Source organism: Aureimonas sp. AU22, assembly GCF_001463745.1.
GTDB lineage: Bacteria > Pseudomonadota > Alphaproteobacteria > Rhizobiales > Rhizobiaceae > Aureimonas.
Genome location: NZ_BBWJ01000010.1, coordinates 79,997 through 101,594, shown reverse-complemented (window position 1 = coordinate 101,594; position 21,598 = coordinate 79,997). Strand labels below are relative to the sequence as shown.

At 69.5% G+C, this 21,598-nt stretch carries 21 protein-coding genes; 20 read left to right on the top strand and 1 reads right to left on the bottom strand.

The features are described 5' to 3' along the window. On the bottom strand, positions 1-459 hold a 459-nt coding region (locus AUL34_RS03865; RefSeq protein WP_156420771.1), incomplete at its 3' end, for a PAS domain-containing protein. A gap of 271 nt (positions 460-730) precedes the next feature. Between AUL34_RS03865 and rpmI the strand changes: the two genes are divergently transcribed. From rpmI to AUL34_RS03765, 20 genes are all read left to right on the top strand, one after another. Further along, on the top strand, positions 731-931 hold the full coding sequence (gene rpmI, locus AUL34_RS03860; RefSeq protein ID WP_061931394.1) for a 50S ribosomal protein L35: 201 nt from the start codon (positions 731-733) through the stop codon (positions 929-931). Between the two features lie 38 nt (positions 932-969). Continuing rightward, entirely contained in the window at positions 970-1,386 is a 417-nt protein-coding gene (gene rplT / locus AUL34_RS03855; RefSeq protein WP_061931392.1) for a 50S ribosomal protein L20, read from the top strand. 206 nt (positions 1,387-1,592) lie between these two features. Further along, positions 1,593-2,675, top strand: coding sequence for a phenylalanine--tRNA ligase subunit alpha (gene pheS / locus AUL34_RS03850; protein ID WP_061931390.1), 1,083 nt, complete (start codon positions 1,593-1,595; stop codon positions 2,673-2,675). A 12-nt stretch (positions 2,676-2,687) separates the two neighbouring features. Then, complete coding sequence (locus AUL34_RS03845) at positions 2,688-3,725, top strand: glycosyltransferase family 2 protein (protein WP_061931388.1); 1,038 nt, start codon at positions 2,688-2,690, stop codon at positions 3,723-3,725. 58 nt (positions 3,726-3,783) lie between these two features. After that, the gene (locus AUL34_RS03840; protein WP_156420770.1) at positions 3,784-4,182 is read left to right on the top strand and encodes a hypothetical protein; all 399 of its coding nucleotides are present in this window, start codon (positions 3,784-3,786) and stop codon (positions 4,180-4,182) included. A 55-nt stretch (positions 4,183-4,237) separates the two neighbouring features. After that, positions 4,238-6,652, top strand: a complete 2,415-nt coding sequence (gene pheT / locus AUL34_RS03835; RefSeq protein ID WP_061931384.1) for a phenylalanine--tRNA ligase subunit beta — start codon at positions 4,238-4,240, stop codon at positions 6,650-6,652. A gap of 27 nt (positions 6,653-6,679) precedes the next feature. Beyond that, entirely contained in the window at positions 6,680-7,666 is a 987-nt protein-coding gene (locus tag AUL34_RS03830; RefSeq protein WP_061931381.1) for a Gfo/Idh/MocA family protein, read from the top strand. A gap of 91 nt (positions 7,667-7,757) precedes the next feature. Then, the gene (gene mepA / locus AUL34_RS03825; RefSeq protein ID WP_082653138.1) at positions 7,758-8,849 is read left to right on the top strand and encodes a penicillin-insensitive murein endopeptidase; all 1,092 of its coding nucleotides are present in this window, start codon (positions 7,758-7,760) and stop codon (positions 8,847-8,849) included. Positions 8,850-8,934: 85 nt separating this feature from the next. Next, positions 8,935-9,972 carry a glucokinase gene (locus AUL34_RS03820; RefSeq protein WP_370539019.1) on the top strand — a complete coding sequence of 346 codons (1,038 nt, stop codon included), beginning with the start codon at positions 8,935-8,937 and terminating at the stop codon, positions 9,970-9,972. 317 nt (positions 9,973-10,289) lie between these two features. Beyond that, positions 10,290-12,068, top strand: coding sequence for an ABC transporter ATP-binding protein (locus tag AUL34_RS03815; protein ID WP_061931414.1), 1,779 nt, complete (start codon positions 10,290-10,292; stop codon positions 12,066-12,068). Positions 12,069-12,081: 13 nt separating this feature from the next. Then, positions 12,082-12,894 carry a 4-hydroxy-tetrahydrodipicolinate reductase gene (dapB, locus tag AUL34_RS03810; RefSeq protein ID WP_061931377.1) on the top strand — a complete coding sequence of 271 codons (813 nt, stop codon included), beginning with the start codon at positions 12,082-12,084 and terminating at the stop codon, positions 12,892-12,894. A gap of 33 nt (positions 12,895-12,927) precedes the next feature. Further along, complete coding sequence (locus tag AUL34_RS03805) at positions 12,928-13,548, top strand: 2,3-bisphosphoglycerate-dependent phosphoglycerate mutase (RefSeq protein WP_061931375.1); 621 nt, start codon at positions 12,928-12,930, stop codon at positions 13,546-13,548. Positions 13,549-13,719: 171 nt separating this feature from the next. Then, entirely contained in the window at positions 13,720-14,733 is a 1,014-nt protein-coding gene (locus tag AUL34_RS03800; RefSeq protein WP_061931373.1) for a sulfate ABC transporter substrate-binding protein, read from the top strand. A 151-nt stretch (positions 14,734-14,884) separates the two neighbouring features. Next, entirely contained in the window at positions 14,885-15,778 is an 894-nt protein-coding gene (cysT, locus tag AUL34_RS03795; protein WP_061931371.1) for a sulfate ABC transporter permease subunit CysT, read from the top strand. Continuing rightward, the gene (gene cysW, locus AUL34_RS03790) at positions 15,762-16,667 is read left to right on the top strand and encodes a sulfate ABC transporter permease subunit CysW (RefSeq protein WP_082653137.1); all 906 of its coding nucleotides are present in this window, start codon (positions 15,762-15,764) and stop codon (positions 16,665-16,667) included. The genes cysT and cysW overlap by 17 nt, the downstream gene beginning before the upstream one ends. A 16-nt stretch (positions 16,668-16,683) precedes the next feature. Further along, positions 16,684-17,712 (top strand): sulfate/molybdate ABC transporter ATP-binding protein, encoded by a 1,029-nt coding sequence (locus AUL34_RS03785; RefSeq protein ID WP_061931369.1) that lies wholly within the window; start codon positions 16,684-16,686, stop codon positions 17,710-17,712. Between the two features lie 103 nt (positions 17,713-17,815). After that, positions 17,816-18,490 (top strand): hypothetical protein, encoded by a 675-nt coding sequence (locus AUL34_RS03780; protein ID WP_061931367.1) that lies wholly within the window; start codon positions 17,816-17,818, stop codon positions 18,488-18,490. A 69-nt stretch (positions 18,491-18,559) separates the two neighbouring features. Beyond that, positions 18,560-19,285 carry a GntR family transcriptional regulator gene (locus AUL34_RS03775; protein WP_061931366.1) on the top strand — a complete coding sequence of 242 codons (726 nt, stop codon included), beginning with the start codon at positions 18,560-18,562 and terminating at the stop codon, positions 19,283-19,285. A 76-nt stretch (positions 19,286-19,361) separates the two neighbouring features. Further along, positions 19,362-20,324: a dihydrodipicolinate synthase family protein gene (locus tag AUL34_RS03770; RefSeq protein WP_061931364.1), complete on the top strand. Its 963-nt coding sequence runs from the start codon at positions 19,362-19,364 to the stop codon at positions 20,322-20,324. Positions 20,325-20,348: 24 nt separating this feature from the next. Beyond that, complete coding sequence (locus AUL34_RS03765; RefSeq protein WP_061931362.1) at positions 20,349-21,593, top strand: FAD-binding oxidoreductase; 1,245 nt, start codon at positions 20,349-20,351, stop codon at positions 21,591-21,593. The last annotated feature ends 5 nt before the right edge of the window (positions 21,594-21,598 follow it).

The window sequence follows — 21,598 nt, the reverse complement described above, 5'->3', positions numbered from 1 at the left end:
GGGGCGTATGAGGCGGCGACTGGCGAGGACGTCCTCGCCCGCCGCATTGGCAAACAGAAGGCGCCCTTCGTCGTCCAGGAGGACGGCCGCATAGGGAAGGGGATCCAGCACCGCCTCGAGTTCCGCGCGGCTCGGCGGCAAGCCTTCGCGAAGGCGCAGGGCGAGCGCCAGGGATTCCCGAAGCGGCACCGCCAGGGCGAGCGCGCCGCCGGGGCCGTCGGGCAGGTCCACGATCCAGGTTCCAAGGCCCGTCACGCGAAGCACGGCACGGCCGGTGCTGCCCGTTGGAGAGGCGCCGCCCGTCGTCCCCTCGGCCTGGAACCGCAGCGCGAAGCCGGGACCCGCCTCCGCCTGAAGCGCCTCGGCGACGGCGTGCCAGCCGGAGGACTCGAGCGCGGCCTCGCTCAGTCGAAGGGCGAGGGACGCTTGATGTCCGGCAGGGCAGGGTGTGTGGGTCATGGCGGGACAGCGAGAGTGAGGCTATGCAAAGTATCGCGCGCAAATCTCTGCAAAGGATCAACTGGCAGTGGAAATTTGGCGGCAAACGGCCCCGTCTTGCGTCCAGCCTTTCCGATCTGTATAAGCCGCCCGTTCACGCGAACCGGCCGGCAGGGCATGCCGTGCCGGTTCTGATGCTGTCGTGGTCCCCCGATCCTGGTTCAGGATTTGATTCGCTCTGGTCTTCGGGCCGATCGATGCGGGGCGCGATTTTCCGATCGAGGAGAGCAAAATGCCCAAGATGAAGACCAAGTCGGCCGCCAAGAAGCGGTTCCGCATGACCGCCGGTGGCAAGGTCAAGGCGGGTGCCGCCGGCAAGCGCCATGGCATGATCAAGCGCTCCAACGACTTCATTCGCAACGCGCGCGGATCGATGATCCTCAGCGAAGCGGATGCCAAGATCGTCAAGGTCTACATGCCCTACAACCGCTGAACGCGGTCGGGCCTTAAAGATTTCAAGGAGATAAGATCATGGCACGCGTCAAGCGGGGCGTTACGTCCCACGCCAAGCACAAGAAGGTCCTGAAGGCCGCCAAGGGCTTCTACGGCCGTCGCAAGAACACGATCCGCGCCGCGAAGGCTGCGGTCGATCGTTCCAAGCAGTTCGCCACGCGCGACCGCCGCGTCAAGAAGCGCAACTTCCGCGCCCTGTGGATCCAGCGCATCAACGCCGGCGTGCGCGAGCACGGCCTGACCTATGCCCGCTTCATCGACGGCCTGAACAAGGCCGGCATCGAGGTGGACCGCAAGGTTCTGTCGGACATCGCGATCCACGAGCCGGAGGCCTTCGCCGCCCTCGTGGGCCAGGCCAAGACCGCTCTCGCCTACATCAAGGACGACAGCGACACGGCCTATGCCCGCGCCGTCGGCGAGAAGCAGGCCGCCTGAAGGCAGCGCCTGCGACCTTAGTATTCCAAAGGCCCGCGACGGACACCGTCGCGGGCCTTTTCGTATCGGGCGCTTGCCGCTCTTTTGCGCTGGAAACCGCATCCTTGTCGTCCGCGCCTTTCCTTGCGGGCGGCGAGCGGCTAGGAAGGCGCCGCCGGACGGAACTGTCCCGCCGGCATCCTGCCGCCTGCCCGTGAGGACCTGCCGTGACGGACCTGTCCGCGATCGAAGCCCGCTATCTCCAGGACGTGGAAGCCGCCGCCGACGAGGCATCGCTCGAGGCCGTGCGCCTTGCGGCGCTGGGCAAGAAGGGCGAGATTTCCGAACTCCTGAAAGGCCTCGGCAAGATGGACGCCGAGGAGCGGCGGGAGTTCGGGCCGAAGCTGAACGGCCTGCGCGACCGCGTGCAGGAGGCGCTGTCGACGAAGCGCGAGCGGCTGGCGGACGCGGCCATCGAGGCCCGCCTTGCCGCCGAAACGCTCGACGTGACGTTGCCCGTTCGTCCCTCGCCCGTGGCGCGCGGGCGCATCCACCCCATCTCCCAGGTGGTCGACGAGATCACCGCGATCTTCGCCGACATGGGCTTCTCGGTGGCCGAGGGGCCGGACATCGAGACCGACCGCTACAACTTCACCGCGCTGAACTTCCCCGAAGGCCACCCGGCGCGCGAGATGCACGACACGTTCTTCCTCAAGGCGAAGGACGGGGCGGAGCGCAAGCTTCTGCGCACCCACACCTCGCCCGTGCAGATCCGCACGATGGAGACGCAGAAGCCGCCGATCCGCATCGTCATTCCCGGCAAGACCTACCGGCAGGATTCGGACGCGACCCACACGCCGATGTTTCACCAGGTGGAGGGGCTCGTCATCGACAAGTCCGCCAACATCGCCAACATGAAGTGGGTCCTGACGGAGTTCTGCAAGGCGTTCTTCGAAGTGCCGTCCCTGAACATGCGCTTCCGGCCGAGCTTCTTTCCGTTCACCGAGCCTTCCATGGAGGTCGACATCCAGTGCGACCGCTCCGGCTCGGAAGTGCGCTTCGGCGAGGGCACCGACTGGATGGAGATCCTCGGCTGCGGGATGGTCCATCCCAACGTCCTGCGCGGCGTCGGGCTCGATCCCGACGAGTATCAGGGCTTCGCCTGGGGCATGGGCATCGACCGCATCGCCATGCTGAAATACGGCATGCCGGATCTCAGGGCCTTCTTCGACGCCGACATCCGCTGGGTCGAGCACTACGGGTTCCGCCCGCTCGACATGCCGACCCTGTTCGGTGGCCTGAGCCAATAGGGCGTTACCCTCGTGAGGGAAGCCGCCTTCCCCTCGACGGACGAGGCCGTTCTGCGACGCCTCGCGCGGCCGTCCTTCGCCGAGCGCCTGGGTCTTCTATGGCGCGAGCGACGCTTTCGCCGACGGGCGCGCCCCTTGCCGACCCTCCGGCCGGCAGGGGCCGCGCCCGTCGCGGTCGCGCCGGATGCGATCGTGCTCGTGTGCGTCATGCGCAACGCGGCGCCCTATCTGCCGGCCTTCCTCGAGCATTACCGCAGGCTCGGGATCGCGCGTTTTGCGGTGGTGGACGACCGTTCCGACGACGGCACGCGCGAGCTTCTCGACGCCGCGCCCGATGTCGACCGCTTCGAGTCGCAGTTAAGCTTCCGCGAGGTGGGCGGCAGCATGGGCTGGCGCGACGCCCTCGTGGCGCGATACGGCCGCAACCGCTGGTACGTTTCGGTGGATGCCGACGAGTTCCTGCTCTATCCCGACAGCGAGACGCGGCCTCTTGCCGCCTTCGTCGCCGATCTCGAACGCGCCGGCCTTCGCCGCTCGCTCGGGCCCATGCTCGACCTGTATCCGCGGGGAGCCCTCGGCGCGGCGGTTCTGCACCCCGGGCAGCATCCGCTGGCCGTCTCGCCGCTGATCGACGGCGAGGGCTACCGGATCTCGCGCGAGCGGATCGGCACCTCGATCTGGGGCGGGCCGCGCACGCGCCTGTTCGGCGGCGAGAACCGCCTGTCGAAGTTTCCGGTGATCTTCGTGGACGAGGCGACGCAATTTTCCGGCGGCACGCATCACGCGCCGTTGCCGCTTGCCCGCAACTTCGCCGTTCCGACCTGCGCACTGCTCCATTTCAAGTTCTCGGCCGCCTCGCTCGGGGAGTTCCGCGCCTTCGTTGCGGAGGGTGCCCATTTCGGCGGCTCGGCCTTCTACCGGCGGATCGTCGAGTCGGGGGTCTTCGGGGCGGACCTCGACCTCGCCTACGAGGGGTCCCTGCCGGTCGGGGCGACGCAAGAACTCGTCCGGCGCGGCTTCATGACCGATCTTGCGCGGGGCGCGGTTTGACGCCGCGTCGGAAGCCGGGCATCAAGCGGCCCATCGGATCGAAGCGAAGGGGCCGTGCATGACTGCCAGGAGCGTAGTGCTGGACGCGATCGCAGTTCTCGCCGGTGCGGTGATCGCGACGCTCGTCGCCGGCCTCTTCGCGTGGATCTTCGCCGGCGTCGATCTCCAGGTCTCGCTGGCGTCGATAGGACCCTGGATGGTGGCGCTCGTCACGGTCGCCGTGTTCGCCGTCCTCTACGCCTACCTGCCGAAGACGCCGGCGGCGCTCGCTTCGCTCGCCTTCGGCATCCTGTTTCCCGGCATCCTGATCCGCTTCGCCTTCGACGGCACGCTGACCTGGGCCACCATCCTCCTCGTCGCCCTCGTTTTCGCGCTGACAGCCCTGTCCGTCTACCGCTTCATCCACGCCGACGGCCGGGTGCGGGCGGCGGCCGAGCGCCTGTCCGACCGACCCTGACCCATCCGCTTCCGATCGCGCCCGCCGCGCGACGTCTCCTTTCGAGTTCGCCATCATGAAGTTCACCCTGTCCTGGCTGAAGGATCACCTCGACACCGATTCCACGCTGGCCGAGATCGCTGACCGCCTCACCGCGATCGGCCTCGAGGTGGAATCGCTCGACGACAAGGCGGCCATGCGCGCCTTCACCATCGCCCGCGTCCTCGACGCGCGCCGCCACCCCGACGCCGACAAGCTGCAGGTGCTGACCGTCGATGCGGGTCCCGGCGTCAACGACGGCAAACCGTTGCAGGTCGTCTGCGGCGCGCCGAACGCACGCGCCGGGCTCGTCGGCGTCCTCGGCCTGCCCGGCACCTACGTGCCCGGCCTCGATGTGACCCTCGGCATCGGCAAGATCCGCGGCGTCGAGAGCTTCGGCATGATGTGTTCGGAGCGCGAACTGGAGCTGTCGGACGAGCACAACGGCATCATCGACCTGGCCGCCGATGCGCCGGTCGGCACGGCGTTCGCCGACTACGCCGGCCTCGCCGATCCCGTGATCGAGATCAACCTGACGCCGAACCGGCCGGACGCCACGAGCGTCCACGGCATCGCGCGCGATCTCGCCGCCTCCGGCCTCGGCACGCTGAAGGGCGGCGCGGTGGAGCCGATCGCGGGGCAGGGGCCTTGCCCGGTGGCCGTCGAGGTCGAGAGCGCCACCTGCCTCGGCTTCGCGCTGCGCCGCGTGTCGGGCGTCCGGAACGGCCCGTCGCCGGACTGGATGCAGAAGCGGCTGAAGGCGATCGGGCTTCGACCGATCAACGCCCTCGTCGACATCACCAACTACGTCACCTTCGACCGCGGCCGCCCGCTCCACGTCTTCGACGCCGCCAAGGTGTCGGGTGACCTCGTGGTGCGCCAGGCACGGGACGGCGAGGAGATCCTCGGCCTCGACGGGCGCGCCCACGCGCTGAACCCGAAGGTCTGCGTCATCGCCGACCGCAACGGACCGGAATCCATCGCCGGCATCATGGGCGGCGAGCATTCGGGCTGTGACGAAGGCACCACGGACGTTCTGATCGAATCGGCGCTCTGGGAGCCGATCGCGATCGCCCGCACCGGCCGGTCCTTGGGCATCATCACCGACGCGCGCTACCGCTTCGAGCGCGGCGTCGACCCGGCCTTCATGGAGCCGGGGATGGAACTCGCCACGCGCATGGTGCTGGATCTGTGCGGCGGAACGCCCGGCGAGGCGACCGTCGTGCCGGCCCGCGTGGAAGCGCGCGAGCCGATCCGCTTCCCCTTCTCGGAGGTCAAGCGCCTGACGGGCCTCGAGGTCGAGACCGCCGCGCAGGTCGAGCTTCTGACGCGCCTCGGCTTCGCGGTCGACGAGCGCGGCGATCATGCCACCGTCGTCGCGCCCTCCTGGCGGCCCGACATCGAAGGCAAGGCCGACCTCGTGGAGGAGGTCATGCGTCTCGTGGGCGTCGACAACATCGAACCCCAGCCGCTGCCCGCCATTGCCGGCGTCAACGGCCGTATCCTCACGCCGCGACAGATCCGCGACCGCGCCGCGCGCCGCACGCTCGCCGCACGCGGGCTCGCCGAGGCCGTGACCTATTCCTTCGTCTCCGCGGAAGCCGCGAAGGCCTTCGGCGGCGGCGAGGCGCATCTCAGCCTCGAAAACCCGATCGCGGCCGATCTGTCGGACATGCGCCCCTCGCTCCTGCCGAACCTCCTCCAGGCGGCCCAGCGCAATGCGCAACGCGGGAACAGTGATCTCGCGCTCTTCGAGGTGGCCTCGATCTATCGATCGGACGAGCCGGACGGCCAGCGGCGCGTCGCCGGGGGCCTGCGCCGGGGCACCGCCACGCATGCAGGCGCAGGGCGCGACTGGGCCGGCAACGCCGGAAGCGTCACCGTCTTCGACGCCAAGGCCGATGCACTCGCGGTTCTCGAAGCCGTCGGCGTCCCGGTGGAGCGACTGCAGTTCGAGACGCCCGCAAGCCCCTGGTACCACCCGGGCCGCTCGGGGAAGATCAAGCTCGGTCCCAAGACCGTGCTCGCAGAGTTCGGCGAGTTCCACCCGCGCGCCTTGAAGGCGCTCGGCGTGTCGGGCGCGGCGGCCGGTTTCGAGGTGTTCCTGGACGAGGCGCCCGAGGGCAAGCGGAAAGCCACGCGCACCAAGCCGGTGCTGCAGCTTTCGTCCTTCCAGCCGGTGCGGCGCGACTTCGCCTTCGTGGTGGATCGCGACGTCCCAGCGATCAAGCTGATCCGCGCCGCCGAAGGGGCCGACCGCAAGCTGATCGGCGACGTCCGCCTGTTCGACGTGTTCGAGGGGGCGGCGCTCGGGGACAATGCCAAGTCGGTGGCGATCGAGGTGACGCTTCTGCCGGCCGAGAAGACGCTGACCGACGAGGATCTGGAAGCCGCCTCGAAGAAGATCGTGGCCGCCGTCGAAAAGGCGACCGGCGGTCGACTGCGCGCGTAAGCGGCGAAGAATAAGGGGAGGGGTGTCATGCTGCGTTGGGGAATCCTGTCAGGGGCGAAGATCGCCCGCGAGCACGTCATACCGGCCCTCCTGAAGGCGGAGGGCTGCGTGCTCGAGGGCATCGCCAGCCGCGACGAGACGCGGGCGCGGGACCTCGCCCGCCACTTCGGCGCGCCGCGCTTCTTCGGCTCCTACGAAGCGCTGCTCGCCAGCCCCGACATCGACGCGGTCTACGTGCCGCTGCCGACGGCCGCCCACGTGGAATGGGCGGTTAAGGCGGCCGATGCCGGCAAGCACGTGCTGGTGGAAAAGCCGCTGGCGCTGAAGGCCGCCGACATCGCACCCGTGATCGCGGCGCGCGACCGCGCGGGCGTCACGGTGGCGGAAGCCTTCATGGTCCGCCACCACCCGCAATGGGCGAAGGTCCGCGAATGGATCGAGGCCGGGCGCATCGGCCGGCTGCGGCTCGTCCAGGGCGCCTTCTCCTATTTCAACGACGACCCCGCCAACATGCGCAACCGGATCGAGCTCGGCGGCGGCGCGCTGCCCGACATCGGCGTCTATCCGGTCGTCGCGACACGCCTCGTCACCGGGCTGGAGGGGGTGGCCGCTCGTGCGCGCATCGAGCGCGACGCACGGTTCGGCACCGACATCCTCGCCGAATGCGAGGTGGAATTCGAGGGTTTCCGCCTGAGCTTCTATGTCGCCACGCAGCTCGCGGCTCGACAGACCATGGTGTTTCACGGCACGGACGGCTTCATCGAGGTGGACGCGCCGTTCAATGCCGGGCTCTACGGCCACGCCGCCGTGCATTGCCACGACCGCTCGCACGGCCACGCCGAGACGGTCCGCTTCGGCGGCGTCGACCAGTACCGGCTGCAGGCGGAGGCGTTCGCACGCGCCGTCGCCGGATCGGGCGAGACCCTGTTCACGCTCGAGGAATCCGTCCGCAACCAGCGCGTGATCGACGCCTTTTACGCATCGGCCGAGACGGGAACCGCGGTTCCGGTCTGAGCGCCAACTCCGCGCAAGCTTCAGGCCAACCGCCGGCCTTAGTTTCGGCCGATCTGTCGGGCTGATCGCAGCCGAACGGAGGGCCGAGCGCATGGTGGGATCGATGGGGCTGCGAATGGCGCTCGGGCTGGGGTTGGCGCTGGGCCTTGCGCTGACCGGTGCGGCACGGGCCGAGCCGGCGGCCAAGGACCTGTTCTCCGCCAAGCAGTTTCCGTCGGCCGCCGCGCCGCAGAGCATCGGCTTCTATTCCAAGGGATGCCTCGCCGGCGGCATGGAGATGCCGAAGGACGGCCCGACCTGGCAGGTGATGAAGCCCTCGCGCGATCGCGCCTATGCCCACCCCGCCCTGATCGCACTTCTCCAGCGCCTGTCGGTCGACGCCCGGCGCGAGGCCAACTGGCGGGGCCTCCTGTTCGGCGACATGGCCCAGCCGCGCGGCGGCCCGATGAAGGATGGCCACGCCTCGCACCAGATCGGCCTCGACGCCGACATCTACCTCACCGAGATGCCGAACCGTCGCCTCACCGACGACGAGCGGGACAACATGCCGCTGCCGTCCGTGATCGACAAGCGCACGCGCCATATCGACGAACGGCGCTGGCGGCCCGAGATGCTGAAACTCCTGCGCACCGCCGCTGAGGAGCCGGAGGTCGAGCGCATCTTCGTCCATCCCGGCATCAAGGAGAAGCTCTGCAAGACGGCGGGGCGCGATCGCGCCTGGCTGAACAAGGTCAGGCCGATGTACGGCCACGACTACCATTTCCACGTCCGCATGGTCTGCCAGCCCGGCTCGCCGAACTGCAAGCCGCAGGAATCTACGGGCGAAGGCGACGGCTGCGACAAGCTCGACTATTGGTTCGACGTGGCGCTTCAGCCGCCCAAGCCCAGCGCCAAGCCCTACAAGAAGCCGCCCCCGATCTTCCTGTCCGCCCTGCCGCGCGCCTGCGCCGCGGTGCTGAAGCAGCCGGACGCGGCGGGCGCGCGCGTAGCCGCTCCCGCTCGTGCCACGCCGGCCGCGGCGCCCGTCGCAACAGCGATGTCGGACGATTTCGACACGGGGGCGCCCATCGCCCTCGCTCCCGAGCCTGCCGTCCCCGCTCGGCCTGCGCTGGCGGCCCCGGTGCCGCCCGCGCCGATTCCGCGCGGACGGCTGCCGATGCCTCGTTTGCGCCCCAACGGCTGAGCGATCGATCCCTGTCGGGCAAATGGCGCCCGGCGTCTTTTGCCCGATAGGGGGCGATGGTATGGCCCGATCTTCAAACGATGTGATGGGTGCCCCAATGGTCCATGTCGCCGACACCACCGACGTTCTGAAGTTTCCCATCCTGGTCGGGGACATCGGCGGCACCAACGCCCGCTTCGCCCTGCTCGTCGACGCCTTCGCCGATCCCAAGACCTTTCCGGTCGTCCAGACGGCCGACTTCCCCAACATCGACGACGCCATCCAAGCCGCCGTCCTCGACAAGACCTCCATCCGCCCCGCGACCGCGGTCCTGGCGATCGCCGGTCCCGTGGACGGCGACGAGATCGACCTCACCAACTCCCCCTGGGTCGTGCGTCCGCGCACCCTGATCGACGGCCTCGGCTTCGAGGAGGTCATCGTCCTCAACGACTTCGAGGCGCAGGCGCTCGCCGTCTCCGCGCTGCCGGAAAGCGGACGCGAGAGCATCGGCGGCGGCACCGTTCGCGAAGGGGCGAGCCGCGTCGTGGTCGGACCCGGCACGGGCCTCGGGGTCGCCGGCCTCGTGCGGGCGCGCAAGATGTGGATCCCCGTCGCCGGCGAGGGCGGCCATGTCGATCTCGGCCCCCGCACGGCGCGCGACGCTGCCATCTGGCCGCATCTCGACACGATCGGCGGGCGCGTCTCGGGCGAGCAGATCCTGTGCGGGCGCGGGCTCGTCAACCTCTACCGCGCCCTCTGCGCCGTCGAGGGCGTCGCGCCGATCCATGCCGATCCCGCCGCCGTCACCGAAGCCGCGCTCAACGCCCGCGACCCGCAGTCCACGGAGGCCGTCCAGCTCTTCGCCGTGTATCTCGGGCGCCTTGCCGGCGACCTCGCGCTCCTCTTCATGGCGCGCGGCGGCGTCTATATCGCCGGCGGCATCTTCCAGCGCATCATCCCCGTCATCAAGGCTGCCGAGATGCGCGCCGCCTTCGAGGACAAGGCGCCTCACGAGGCGCTCCTGCGCGACATCCCGCTCTTCGTCATCACGCAGCCGCTCGCCGCCCTCGCGGGCCTCGCCGCCTTCGCCCGCACGCCCCGCTTCTACGGCCTCGAGACCGCAGGCCGGCGCTGGGTGGCGTAAGGGGCTCACGGGGTTCCACCCCGTACCCCGCCAGGGAAATGATTTCCCTGGACCCTCCTTATTTTTAGGGTGTGTCCGAATGTCGGGAGGGCCGCTGGCCCTCCCGACATTCGGAAAAGTCTCAAAACAAAGCAGGGGTTCGGGGACGTCAGGCCCCGAGCGGGGGTCCGAAGGACGGGCGAGACCCGTGGCTTGCCCCGAAGGGCGGCAGCCCCGCCAGTTCCTGCGCCGCTGCACGCCCGGTAGGCAGCCTCGCCGCGACGCGCTATAGAGCCGCCGAACGAAGGTGGGTTGCGTTGGTCGGAAAGAAGAAGAGCCTGTCCCTGTCCGACGGGGCCGAGCGCGGCGAGGCGCTGCGGCTTCTGAAGCGAATCTTTGCGGAGAACGGGCGCGAGCACATTCGCGGCTATGCCTTCGCGAGTCTGTGCCTCGTTCTCATCGCGCTATCGACGGCCTTTCTCGCCTGGATCATGCGCGACGTGATCGACGAGATCTTCGTGGAGGGCAATCGCACGGTTCTGTTCTCGCTGCCGTTCGCGATCTTCCTGTCGTTCCTGATCCGGGGGCTCGCCTCCTACGGCCAGGGCGTTGTGCTGGCGCGGATCGGCAACGACATCGTGGCGCGCTACCAGCGCCGTCTGTTCCGGCATCTGACCGAGCTCTCCGTCGATTTCTACGGCGAGAACCGCTCGGCCCAGCTCGCCGCGCGCATCAACCAGAACGTCTCTGGGGTGCGCGAGACGCTGAACCTCACCGTCACCTCGATCGCGCGCGATCTCCTCACGCTGATCTTCCTGATCGGCGCGATGATCTGGCAGGACTGGGTCCTGTCGCTGATCGCGCTCACCGCCGGTCCGCCGATCGCGATCATGATCTCCAACCTGTCGCGCAAGCTGCGCAAGGCGACGCGCCAGTCGGTCGATCTCAATGCGCGCGTGCTCGGCTCCATGCAGGAAACGGCGCAGGGGATCCAAGTGGTGAAGGCCTTCACCATGGAAGAGCTCCTGCGCGAGCGCACGGAGGGGTTGATCCAGCAGGCGGAGGAGCGCTCCAACCGCATCGCCGTGATCACCGAGCGCTCGGGTCCGGTGACGGAAACGGTGGCGGGGCTGGCGGTCGCGGCGGTGATCGCGTGGTCGGGCTACCGGTCGATCGTCTACGGCTATTCGCCCGGCGCCATGTTCGCCTTCATCACGGCGCTGCTCCTCGCCTACGACCCGGCCCGGCGGCTGGCGCGGCTGCAGGTGCAGCTGGAGAAGGCGCTGGTCAACGCCCGCATGATCTATGAAATTCTCGATGAACCGCCCCGGCAGCAGGACGCGCCGGGCGCTCGCTCGCTCGAGGTGACGCGCGGCCAGATCGCGGTCGAAGACGTCACGTTCGCCTATCCCGGCGGCGACGACGTCCTGCGGGGCTTGAGCTTCACGGCGCCGGCGGGGCGCACCACGGCGCTGGTCGGCGCGTCCGGCGGGGGCAAGTCCACGGTGCTGGCGCTTCTGGAGCGCTTTCACGATCCGAAGTCGGGCCGCATCCTCATCGACGGGCAGGACATTCGCGGCGTGACCAAGCGCTCGCTGCGCCTGCAGATCGCCTATGTGCCGCAGCAGCCGGTGCTGTTCGAGGGCACGATCCGCGACAACATCCGCTTCGGTCGGCCGGACGCCGGTGACGCCGAGATCGAGGAGGCCGCGCGCCGTGCCCAGGCGGAGGAGTTCATCCTCGCCCAGCCGCTCGGCTACGAGACGCCGGTCGGCGAGGGCGGCGCGACCCTATCGGGCGGCCAGCGCCAGCGCCTGTCGATCGCGCGCGCGCTCGTGCGCGATGCGCCGATCCTGGTGCTGGACGAGGCGACCTCGGCGCTGGATTCGCGCTCCGAAGTGCTGGTCCAGCGCGCGCTGGAGGAGGCGATGCGCGGGCGCACGGTGCTGGTCGTCGCCCATCGCCTGTCGACCATCGTCGGCGCCGACCAGATTCTCGTCGTGGATCGCGGCCGCGTGGTGGAAAGCGGCACCCATGCCGAGTTGAACCGCCGCGCCAACGGCCTGTATGCACGCTTCCATGCGCTCCAGTCGGGCGCGGGCGAGACGGTGGACTGAGGAAGGGCGGACGATGGGCGCGATGCGGCTGGTGATCCTCGGGGCGGCGGGCCGGATGGGCCGGACGCTGGTGCGTCTCGTCCACGAGGCGCCGGACCTCGAACTCGCCGCCGCGCTTGAGCGGCCGGGATCGAGCGCGCTCGGCAGCGACGCGGGGTCACTCGCGGGCGTCGGCGAACTCGGCGTTCCCGTGACGGACGATATCGACGCTGCGCTGTCCGGTGCCCACGGGGTGATCGATTTCACGGCGCCCGCCGCCAGCGTGGGGTTGTCGCGCGAGACGGCGCGGCGCGGGCTGGTGCACGTCATCGGCACGACCGGCTGCTCGGCGGACGACGACGAGGCGATCGCCAGGGGTGGCGCGGACGGCGCCCGGATCGTGAAGTCCGGCAACATGAGCCTTGGCGTCAATCTCCTCGCCGTCCTCGTCGAGCAGGCGGCGCGCGCGCTTGGGCCCGACGCCTTCGACATCGAGGTCCTGGAGATGCACCACCGGCACAAGGTCGACGCGCCGTCGGGCACGGCGCTGCTTTTGGGGCAGGCCGCAGCCGCGGGGCGCGGGGTCGGGCTGGCCGAGGCGTCCGTCCGGGTGCGCGACGGCCATACGGGCCCCCGTTCGGCAGGCACCATCGGCTTCGCCACGTTGCGCGGCGGCTCGGTGGTGGGCGACCACGAGGTCATCCTGGCGGGCGAGGGGGAGCGCATCACCCTCTCGCACCATGCCGAGGATCGCGCGATCTTCGCGCGCGGGGCGCTGCGCGCGGCCCTCTGGGCCCGGAGCCGGCCGCCGGGCCTTTATTCGATGCGCGACGTTCTCGGCCTGTGATCGACGTTTCAACCCGCTAAGGAAGCCAACGCCATGTCCCGAACCCTCGTCCTCGTCCGCCACGGGCAGAGCGAATGGAACCTCAAGAACCTCTTCACCGGCTGGCGCGACCCGGACCTCACGGAGCAGGGCGTGGAAGAAGCGCGCGAGGCCGGCCGTCGGCTGAAGGACGAGGGCCTTCGTTTCGACGTCGCCTTCACCAGCGTCCTGTCGCGCGCCCAGCGCACGCTGGCGCTGATCGAGGGCGAGCTGGGCCAAGGGGCGATCGAGACGTATCGCGACCAGGCGCTGAACGAGCGCGACTACGGCGACCTGTCCGGCCTCAACAAGGACGACGCCCGCGCCAAGTGGGGCGAGGACCAGGTCCATGTCTGGCGCCGCTCCTACGACGTGCCCCCGCCGGGCGGCGAATCGCTGAAGGACACCGGCGCGCGCGTCTGGCCCTACTATATCCATCGCATCCAGCCGAAGGTGCTGTCGGGCGGCACCGTGATCGTCGCCGCCCACGGCAACTCGCTGCGTGCGCTCATCATGGCGCTGGACGGGCTGACCGGCGAAGAGATCGTGGCGCAGGAACTCGCGACGGGCGTGCCGATCATCTACCGGCTGAACGCCGATTCCTCCGTGGCGTCCAAGGACGTTCTCGCCGGCTGAGCGCAGCAATCCGCTCTTTCGAACGAGGCGGACCGGCGCGACGGCACCGGTCCGCGACATCGAATTGTCTATAACATGACCTGATTTGGTAGATCTTTCCTGTCCGGCACCCGTGCTAGCCTCTAGCTTCAAGCCATCGAAGCTTGGCTCCGGCCGGAAAGGACCTCGGGAATGCGCCTCTCCCTGTCTCTTGGAATCGCCGCCGCCGCGTTGATGGCACTGGCGGTGCCGGTCTCCGCCCAGACCCTCCTCAACGTTTCCTACGATCCGACGCGCGAGCTGTATCGCGACTTCAACGCCGCCTTCGCCGAGCACCAGAAGGCCGAAGGAAAGGACGCGCCGACCGTGCGCATGTCGCATGGCGGCTCGGGCGCCCAGGCGCGCACCGTGATCGACGGTCTCGACGCCGACGTGGTGACGCTTGCCCTGGAGGCGGACATCAACGCGATCGCCAAGGCGACGGGCAAGATCCCGGAGAACTGGCGCACGCTTCTGCCACACAACTCCTCGCCCTACACGTCGACCATCGTGTTCCTGGTGCGCAAGGGCAATCCCAAGGCGATCAACGACTGGGGCGACCTCGTGAAGGACGGGATCCAGGTCATCACGCCGAACCCGAAGACATCAGGAGGCGCGCGCTGGAACTATCTGGCCGCCTGGGCCTGGGCCAACAAGGAGTACGGCGGCGACGCCGAGAAGGTGAAGGCCTATGTCGGCGACGTGTACCGGCATGTGCCCGTGCTCGACACCGGCGCGCGCGGCTCCACCACGACCTTCGTCCAGCGCGGCATCGGCGACGTGCTCCTGGCCTGGGAGAACGAGGCCTTCCTGGCGCTCGAGGAACTCGGTCCCGACCAGTTCGAGATCAAGGTGCCGTCCATCTCGATCCTCGCCGAACCGCCGGTGGCGCTCGTGAAGGGCAACACCGACACCAAGGGCACGACCGCCGTGGCCGAGGCCTATCTCCAGTACCTGTATTCGGCAGAAGGGCAGAGCCTGGCCGCCAAGCACTTCTATCGTCCGGCGGAGCCCGAGAAGGTCGCCGACAAGGCGCTGCTGGAGCGCTTTCCGCAGCTCGATCTCGTCAAGATCGACGACGCCCAGTTCGGCGGCTGGGCCAAGGTTCAGCCGGAGCATTTCGGCGACGGCGGCATCTTCGACCAGATCTACAAGCCGGCCAACTGAGACATCGGCCCCGCCGCCTTCCGGCCGGCGGGGCCGGCCCCAAGGCGATCGGCGGATCGGCGCGTCAGGCTGGCGGTATCGCTGCGCGATCCGCCGCGCTATCGTGTCCTTCGATCGTGCCTGTTCCCTACTGCCTATCGTCAGGACCCCCATGGCATCGAGCGTATCTGTCCGTCCGGGTTTCCGCTTCCGCCAGCCGAGCGTCGTGCCGGGGTTCGGCTTGTCGCTCGGCGTGACGTTGGCGTACCTGAGCCTGCTGGTGCTGCTGCCGCTGTCGGCGCTCGCGGTTCGCGCGGCGGGCCTCGGGCTGACGGAGTTCGTGGCGCTCGCCGGCGACCGGCGCGTCCTGTCGGCGCTGGGGCTCTCGTTCGGCGCGTCGCTGGTGGCCGCGCTCGTGAACGCGGTGTTCGGGCTGCTGCTCGCCTGGGTGCTGGTGCGCTACCGCTTTCCCGGGCGGCGCCTGGTGGATGCGGCGATCGACCTGCCGTTCGCCCTGCCCACGGCCGTCGCCGGCATCGCGCTGACCTCGCTCTACGCGCCCAACGGCTGGGTCGGCCATCTGTTCGCGCCGGGCGGCCTGTTCGCGCCCCTGTTCGGCGACGCGGGCCTTCGCATCGCCTATTCGCCGCTTGGCGTCGTGGTGGCGCTGACCTTCGTGTCGCTGCCCTTCGTGGTGCGCACCGTGCAGCCGGTCCTCGAAGAGGTCGACGCCGAACTCGAGCAGGCGGCTGCGACCTTGGGCGCCAACCGCTTCCAGACCGTGTTCCGCGTGGTGCTTCCCACCGTCACCCCGGCGCTCCTCACCGGCTTCGCGCTGGCGCTCGCGCGCTCGGTCGGCGAGTACGGCTCGGTGATCTTCATCGCCGGCAACATCCCCTACGTCTCCGAGATCGCCCCCCTCCTCATCGTGATCCGTCTGGAGGAGTTCAACTATGCCGGCGCGACGGCCGTGGCGGCATTGATGCTGATGGTCTCCTTCACGATCCTTCTTCTCATCAACCTCGTTCAGACCTGGAGCCGGCGCCGATATGGCCTTGGTGCTTGAGACCCCCGTGGCGGCGGATGCCGAGAACGAGCGCGCGCACCGTCGGCGGCCGTCGCCGACCGACGAGAGCCCTGCCGTCAAATGGGCGCTGATCGCGCTGGCCATGGCGTTCCTCGCACTGGTCCTGTTCCTGCCGCTCGTGGCCGTCTTCGTCGAGGCGCTGCGCGGCGGCGTCAGCGCCTTCCGGCAGGCGGTCACCGATCCGGACGCGCTCGCCGCGATCCGCCTGACGCTCACCGTCGCGGCGATCGCGGTTCCCGTGAACCTCGTCTTCGGCCTGTGCGCCGCTTGGGCGATCGCCAAGTTCGAATTCACCGGCAAGACGCTGCTTACGACGCTGATCGATCTGCCCTTTTCCGTCTCCCCGGTGATCGCGGGCCTCGTCTTCGTGCTTCTGTTCGGCGCGCAGGGGTATTTCCACTGGATGGTGCAGGCGACGGGCATTCCGATCGTCTTCGCGCTGCCGGGCATCGTGCTCGCCACCGTCTTCGTGACGCTGCCCTTCGTGGCGCGCGAGCTGATCCCGCTCATGCAGGAACAGGGCACGGGCGACGAGGAGGCGGCGATCTCGCTGGGCGCCAGCGGCTGGCAGACCTTCTGGCGCGTGACGCTGCCGAACGTGAAGTGGGCGCTCCTCTACGGCGTCCTCCTGTGCAACGCGCGCGCCATGGGCGAGTTCGGGGCCGTCGCGGTCATCTCCGGCAAGATCCGGGGCGAGACCAACACGATGCCGCTGCATGTGGAGATCCTCTACAACGAGTACGCCTTCTCGGCGGCCTTCGCGGTGGCGACGCTTCTGGCCATGCTGGCGCTCGTGACCCTGTGCCTCAAGACCTTCCTCGAATGGCGCTATGCCGGCGACATCAAGGCCAGCCGCGGCGGCCACTGAGTACGGAGCCCACCCCATGAAGATCGGCGTGCGCAACATCCGCAAGGAATTCGACCGCTATCCCGCCCTCCACGACGTCTCGCTCGATATCCGCTCGGGCGAGCTGATCGCGCTGCTCGGGCCGTCGGGCTCGGGGAAAACGACGCTCCTGCGCCTCATCGCCGGTCTCGAGTTTCCGACCTCCGGCCAGATCCTGTTCGGCGACGAGGACGCCTCGGGCAAAACCGTCCAGGAGCGCAATGTCGGCTTCGTGTTCCAGCACTACGCTCTGTTCAAGCACATGACGGTGGCCGACAATATCGGCTTCGGTCTCTCGGTGCGCGAGCGTGGGAGCCGGCCTGCGGGCGCCGAGATCCGGCGCCGGACGCAGGAGCTTCTCGACCTCGTGCAGCTGCCGGAGCTGGGCAAGCGCTACCCGATGCAGCTCTCGGGCGGCCAGCGACAGCGCGTCGCGCTCGCCCGCGCGCTCGCCATCGAGCCGCGCGTCCTGCTGCTCGACGAGCCCTTCGGCGCGCTCGATGCCAAGGTGCGCAAGGACCTCCGCCGCTGGCTGCGCGAGCTGCACGAGCGCACCGGCCACACCACGGTCTTCGTCACCCACGACCAGGACGAGGCGGTGGAACTCGCCGACCGGGTGGTGGTGATGAGCCAGGGGCGGATCGAGCAGGTCGGCTCGGCCGACGACATCTACGATCGGCCGCAGAGCCCCTTCGTGTTCTCCTTCATCGGGCAGTCCAACGAATTCCCCGTCGAGGTTCGCGGCGGCGAGATCGCCCATGACGGCGTGTCGCTCGGGCGCACGCAGGAGCGCGACGGGGCGTTCCGCATGTTCGTGCGCCCGCACGACTTCGAGGTGCTGCCCGCCGGCAGCCAGGGCCTGTCCGGCCACATCTCGCTGACGCGGCGCGTCGGCAGCGCGCGCATGGCCGAGTTCAACTCCGGCAACCCCGCCCGCCGCATCGAGGTCGAACTGCCGGCCGAAGCCCCGAGCCAGACCGGAACCCCCATCACCGTCCGGCCGAAGCGCTGGCAGCTTTTCGCCTGAAGGCGGGACGCGACGCGCGACAACGCGCCGTCTGCCGGCCATTCCCGATCCGGTCCATGGAACCTCCGCAAGAAGCCGGGGCCGGGGAACGGGGAGGCGACGGGTGGGCGCGGACGAACTCGCCGAACTGATCGAGGACTGTCCCGTCCTCTACCACATGGCGGCCGCCGGCTCCTGGCCGTCCATCCGGCGGCACGGGCTCTGGGGTACGAACGCCCTTCTCGACCTTTTCGAGGTGGCGGCCAAGGACCGGCGGGCGATCGAGGCGCGGCGGTCGGCGTCGGTCGTCATCCGGCATCCCCGGCTCGGCGAGGCGACGATCCGCGACCAGAAGCCGATGAGCGACCGGAGCCTCCGCGCCTGCCTTGAGGACGGCTTGCGCCCCGCCGACTGGTACGCGCTCCTCAACGCACGGGCCTTCTTCTCGTTGACGCGCACCCGCCTCCTGCGGATGCTGAACGCCGGTTCGTACCGGCGGGAGGCGCACGACGTGATCGAGGTCGATACCGCCTCCCTGGTCTCGGCCCATGGCCCCGACATCACCCTCTGCGCGATCAATTCGGGATTTGCGCAGCGCCGGGCCGTGCCGCGCGGGCGCTCCACCTTCCTCTCCATCGCGGACTACCCTTACGCCGAATGGCGGGCGAAGCGGTCGCGCGGCGAGCGGGTGGTGGAGCTGGCCGTCTCGCCGGGCGTGCCGGACATTTCGCTTCATGCGCGCCGCGTCGTGCGCATGCGGGGAGACTGCGAGGTGGAAACGCTCTGGTCGCGCGGCTGAGCGGTCCGGACTGGTCTTCGCGCGCCGCGCCTCCTAAAGCTTGGCACGGTCCGCCTTCGAGGAGCCCCCATGAACGAGCCCGACGAACCCTCGGTCCCCGAGCGCCGGCGCGGCTCGGGCGCGCGCCTCGTCTACGAGCAGCTGCGCGACGAGATCCTGGACCTGCGGCTGGCACCCGGCAGTCCCGTGGACGAGGTGGCGCTGGCCGACCGCTTCGGCCTCTCGCGCACGCCGATCCGCGAGGCGCTGGTGCGACTGCAGGGGGAGGGGCTGGTCACCGCGCTGCCCAACCGGTCCACCCTCGTCGCCGCGCTCGATGCCGCGAGCCTTCCGCCGTTCTTCGACGCGCTGGTGCTGATGTACCGGGTGACGACGCGGCTGGCCGCCGAGCACCATCGTCCCGACGATCTCGGCCCGATCCGCTCGGCGCAGGCCGAGTTCGCGGCCGCCGTCGCCGCGCAGGACGCGCTCGCCATGATCGCCACGAACGCCGCCTTCCACGCGGCCATCGCGGCGGCCGGGCGCAACCCCTACTTCGCCGGCCTCTTTGAGCGGCTCCTGAACGACGGCCGCCGCCTCCTGCGCCTCTACTACGACTCCTACAACGACCGCCTGCCGCCGCGTTTCGTCGAGGAGCACGAGGATCTGATCGCCGCCGTCGCCGTGCGCGACATCGAGGCGGCGGACCGACTGGCCCGGATCCACGCCGAGCAGATCGTCGAGCAGGTCAACCGTCTCATGGCGCGGCGGTCCGATCTCGCCATCGACCTCGATCGCATCGTTGTCGACAAATAGAATGCAAGGTGGTACTGGTGGCCCATGGAGCGTGAAGGCGCCGTTTGGCGCCCGCCCGAACCTTTGGGAGCCAGCCATGTCCTCGTCCATCTTCTCCGGCGTCGTTCCGGCGCTCATGACGCCTTGCAAGGCGGACCGCACGCCGGACTTCGACGCGCTGGTCGCGACAGGGCAGCGGCTGATCGCGGCCGGCATGTCGGCGGTGGTCTATTGCGGCTCGATGGGTGACTGGCCGCTCCTGACCGATGCGCAGCGTATGGAAGGCGTCGAGCGTCTCGTGACGGCCGGCGTGCCGGTGATCGTGGGCACGGGCGCCGTCAACACCGCGTCCGCCGTCGCCCATGCGGCGCACGCCGCGAGCGTCGGCGCCAAGGGGCTCATGGTCATCCCGCGCCTCCTGTCGCGCGGCACGGTGCCGGCCGCCCAGAAGGCGCATTTCAAGGCGGTTCTCTCCGCCGCGCCCGGGCTTCCCGCCGTCATCTACAACAGCCCGTACTACGGCTATTCCACCAAGGCGGAACTCTTCTTCGCGATCCGCGCCGAGCATCCGAACCTCGTCGGCTTCAAGGAGTTCGGCGGGCCGGACGACCTGCGCTACGCCGCCGAGCACATCACCAGCCGCGACGACGACGTGACGCTGATGGTCGGCGTCGACACGGCCGTCGTCCACGGCTTCGTCAATTGCGGCGCGACGGGCGCGATCACGGGCATCGGCAACGTCCTGCCGCGCGAGGTGCTGCATCTCTGCGCGCTCGCGCAAGCCGCCGCCAAGGGCGACGCGGACGCGCGCCGCCAGGCTCTCGAGCTCGAAGCCGCGCTCGCCGTCCTGTCCTCGTTCGACGAAGGCCCGGATCTCGTCCTCTACTTCAAGCACCTCATGGTCCTGAAGGGGCACGCCGAGTTCGCGCTTCAGTTCAACGAGGGCGATGTCCTGTCGGATTCGCAGCGCGGCTTCGCCGAAGCGCAGCTCAAGCTCTTCGACGCCTGGTACGCCAGCTGGTCGAAGACCGCCTCCCATGCGCCGCGCCTTGCGGCCTGACGGCAGCGGGAGCATAGCTCTGGCATGAGCGAAGCAGCGCAGCCGGATGTGATCGTGATCGGGGCCGGCGTCGTCGGCCTTTCGTCGGCCCTCGCCCTGCAGGCGCGGGGAAAGACCGTCACCGTGCTCGACCGCGAGGGGCCCGCGGCCGGCGCCTCGGCCGGCAATGCCGGGGCCTTCGCCTTCACCGACATCCTGCCGCTCGCCTCGCCCGGCCTGATGCGCAAGGCCCCGCGCTGGCTGCTCGACCCGCTGGGGCCCCTCACGGTGCCGCCCTCTTACGCGCTGCGCATCGCACCCTGGATGCTGCGCGTGGCGCGGGCCTGCTCGCCCGCCCGCGTCGAGGCGGCGACCACGGCGCAGACCGCGCTGATGGACCTCTCCAAGGCCGAGCTCGAGCCGTTCCTGGCCGCCACGGGAACGCTGTCCATGCTGCGGCGCGACGGCAATCTCGAGGTCTACGAGAGCGACGCCGAATGGCGCGCCTCCTTGTCGGGTTGGGACGCGCGCGAGCGTCACGGCATCGCGTTCCGCCACATGCGGGCGGACGAGATGGCGGAGGTCCAGCCCGGCCTGTCGCCACGCTTCGTGCGGGGTACGTTCACGCCCGGCTGGTTCTCGATCGCCGACCCGAAGGACTATGTCCTGGCGCTGGCCGAGCGGTTCCGCGCGGACGGGGGCCGGATCGAGCGGGGCGAGGCGCTTCGGCTTCGCCCCGACGCCAGCGGCGTCACCGTCGAGGGCGCCGGGCTGCGCGCGACCGAGGTCGTGGTGGCGGCGGGCGCCTTCTCCCATCGCCTCGCGGCCACGATCGGCGAGCGCGTTCCGCTGGAGACCGAGCGCGGCTACAACACGACCCTGCCAGCCAATGCGTTCGACCTGCGCACGCAGGTCACGTTCGGGGGGCACGGCTTCGTGGTCACGCGGCTGGCCTCCGGCATCCGCGTCGGCGGTGCGGTGGAGCTCGGCGGTCTGCAGCTGAAGCCGAACTTCAAGCGCTCCACGGCCATGCTTGCCAAGGCCGAGAGCTTCCTGCCGGGTCTGCGGACCGAGGGCGGCCGGCAATGGATGGGCTTCCGCCCGTCGCTGCCGGACTCGCTGCCGGCGATCGGCTTTGCGCGCGGCAGCCGGCGCGTCGTCCATGCCTTTGGCCACGGCCATCTCGGCCTGACGCAATCGGCCGGAACCGCGCGGATCGTCGCGGACCTCCTGACCGGCCGGACCCCGCCGGTCGACCTCGCCCCCTTCTCCCCCCAGCGTTTCGCTTGAGGCGT

Bases quoted from the DNA above. Each gene is read 5' to 3' on its own strand.
- AUL34_RS03830 (WP_061931381.1), top strand. From the start codon at position 6,680: ATGCTGCGTTGGGGAATCCTGTCAGGGGCGAAGATCGCCCGCGAGCAC.
- AUL34_RS03805 (WP_061931375.1), top strand. From the start codon at position 12,928: ATGTCCCGAACCCTCGTCCTCGTCCGCCACGGGCAGAGCGAATGGAAC.
- AUL34_RS03770 (WP_061931364.1), top strand. From the start codon at position 19,362: ATGTCCTCGTCCATCTTCTCCGGCGTCGTTCCGGCGCTCATGACGCCT.
- AUL34_RS03800 (WP_061931373.1), top strand. From the start codon at position 13,720: ATGCGCCTCTCCCTGTCTCTTGGAATCGCCGCCGCCGCGTTGATGGCA.
- AUL34_RS03840 (WP_156420770.1), top strand. From the start codon at position 3,784: ATGACTGCCAGGAGCGTAGTGCTGGACGCGATCGCAGTTCTCGCCGGT.
- cysW (WP_082653137.1), top strand. From the start codon at position 15,762: ATGGCCTTGGTGCTTGAGACCCCCGTGGCGGCGGATGCCGAGAACGAG.
- AUL34_RS03820 (WP_370539019.1), top strand. From the start codon at position 8,935: ATGGGTGCCCCAATGGTCCATGTCGCCGACACCACCGACGTTCTGAAG.
- pheT (WP_061931384.1), top strand. From the start codon at position 4,238: ATGAAGTTCACCCTGTCCTGGCTGAAGGATCACCTCGACACCGATTCC.
- cysT (WP_061931371.1), top strand. From the start codon at position 14,885: ATGGCATCGAGCGTATCTGTCCGTCCGGGTTTCCGCTTCCGCCAGCCG.
- rpmI (WP_061931394.1), top strand. From the start codon at position 731: ATGCCCAAGATGAAGACCAAGTCGGCCGCCAAGAAGCGGTTCCGCATG.
- rplT (WP_061931392.1), top strand. From the start codon at position 970: ATGGCACGCGTCAAGCGGGGCGTTACGTCCCACGCCAAGCACAAGAAG.
- AUL34_RS03765 (WP_061931362.1), top strand. From the start codon at position 20,349: ATGAGCGAAGCAGCGCAGCCGGATGTGATCGTGATCGGGGCCGGCGTC.
- mepA (WP_082653138.1), top strand. From the start codon at position 7,758: ATGGTGGGATCGATGGGGCTGCGAATGGCGCTCGGGCTGGGGTTGGCG.
- AUL34_RS03775 (WP_061931366.1), top strand. From the start codon at position 18,560: ATGAACGAGCCCGACGAACCCTCGGTCCCCGAGCGCCGGCGCGGCTCG.
- dapB (WP_061931377.1), top strand. From the start codon at position 12,082: ATGGGCGCGATGCGGCTGGTGATCCTCGGGGCGGCGGGCCGGATGGGC.
- AUL34_RS03785 (WP_061931369.1), top strand. From the start codon at position 16,684: ATGAAGATCGGCGTGCGCAACATCCGCAAGGAATTCGACCGCTATCCC.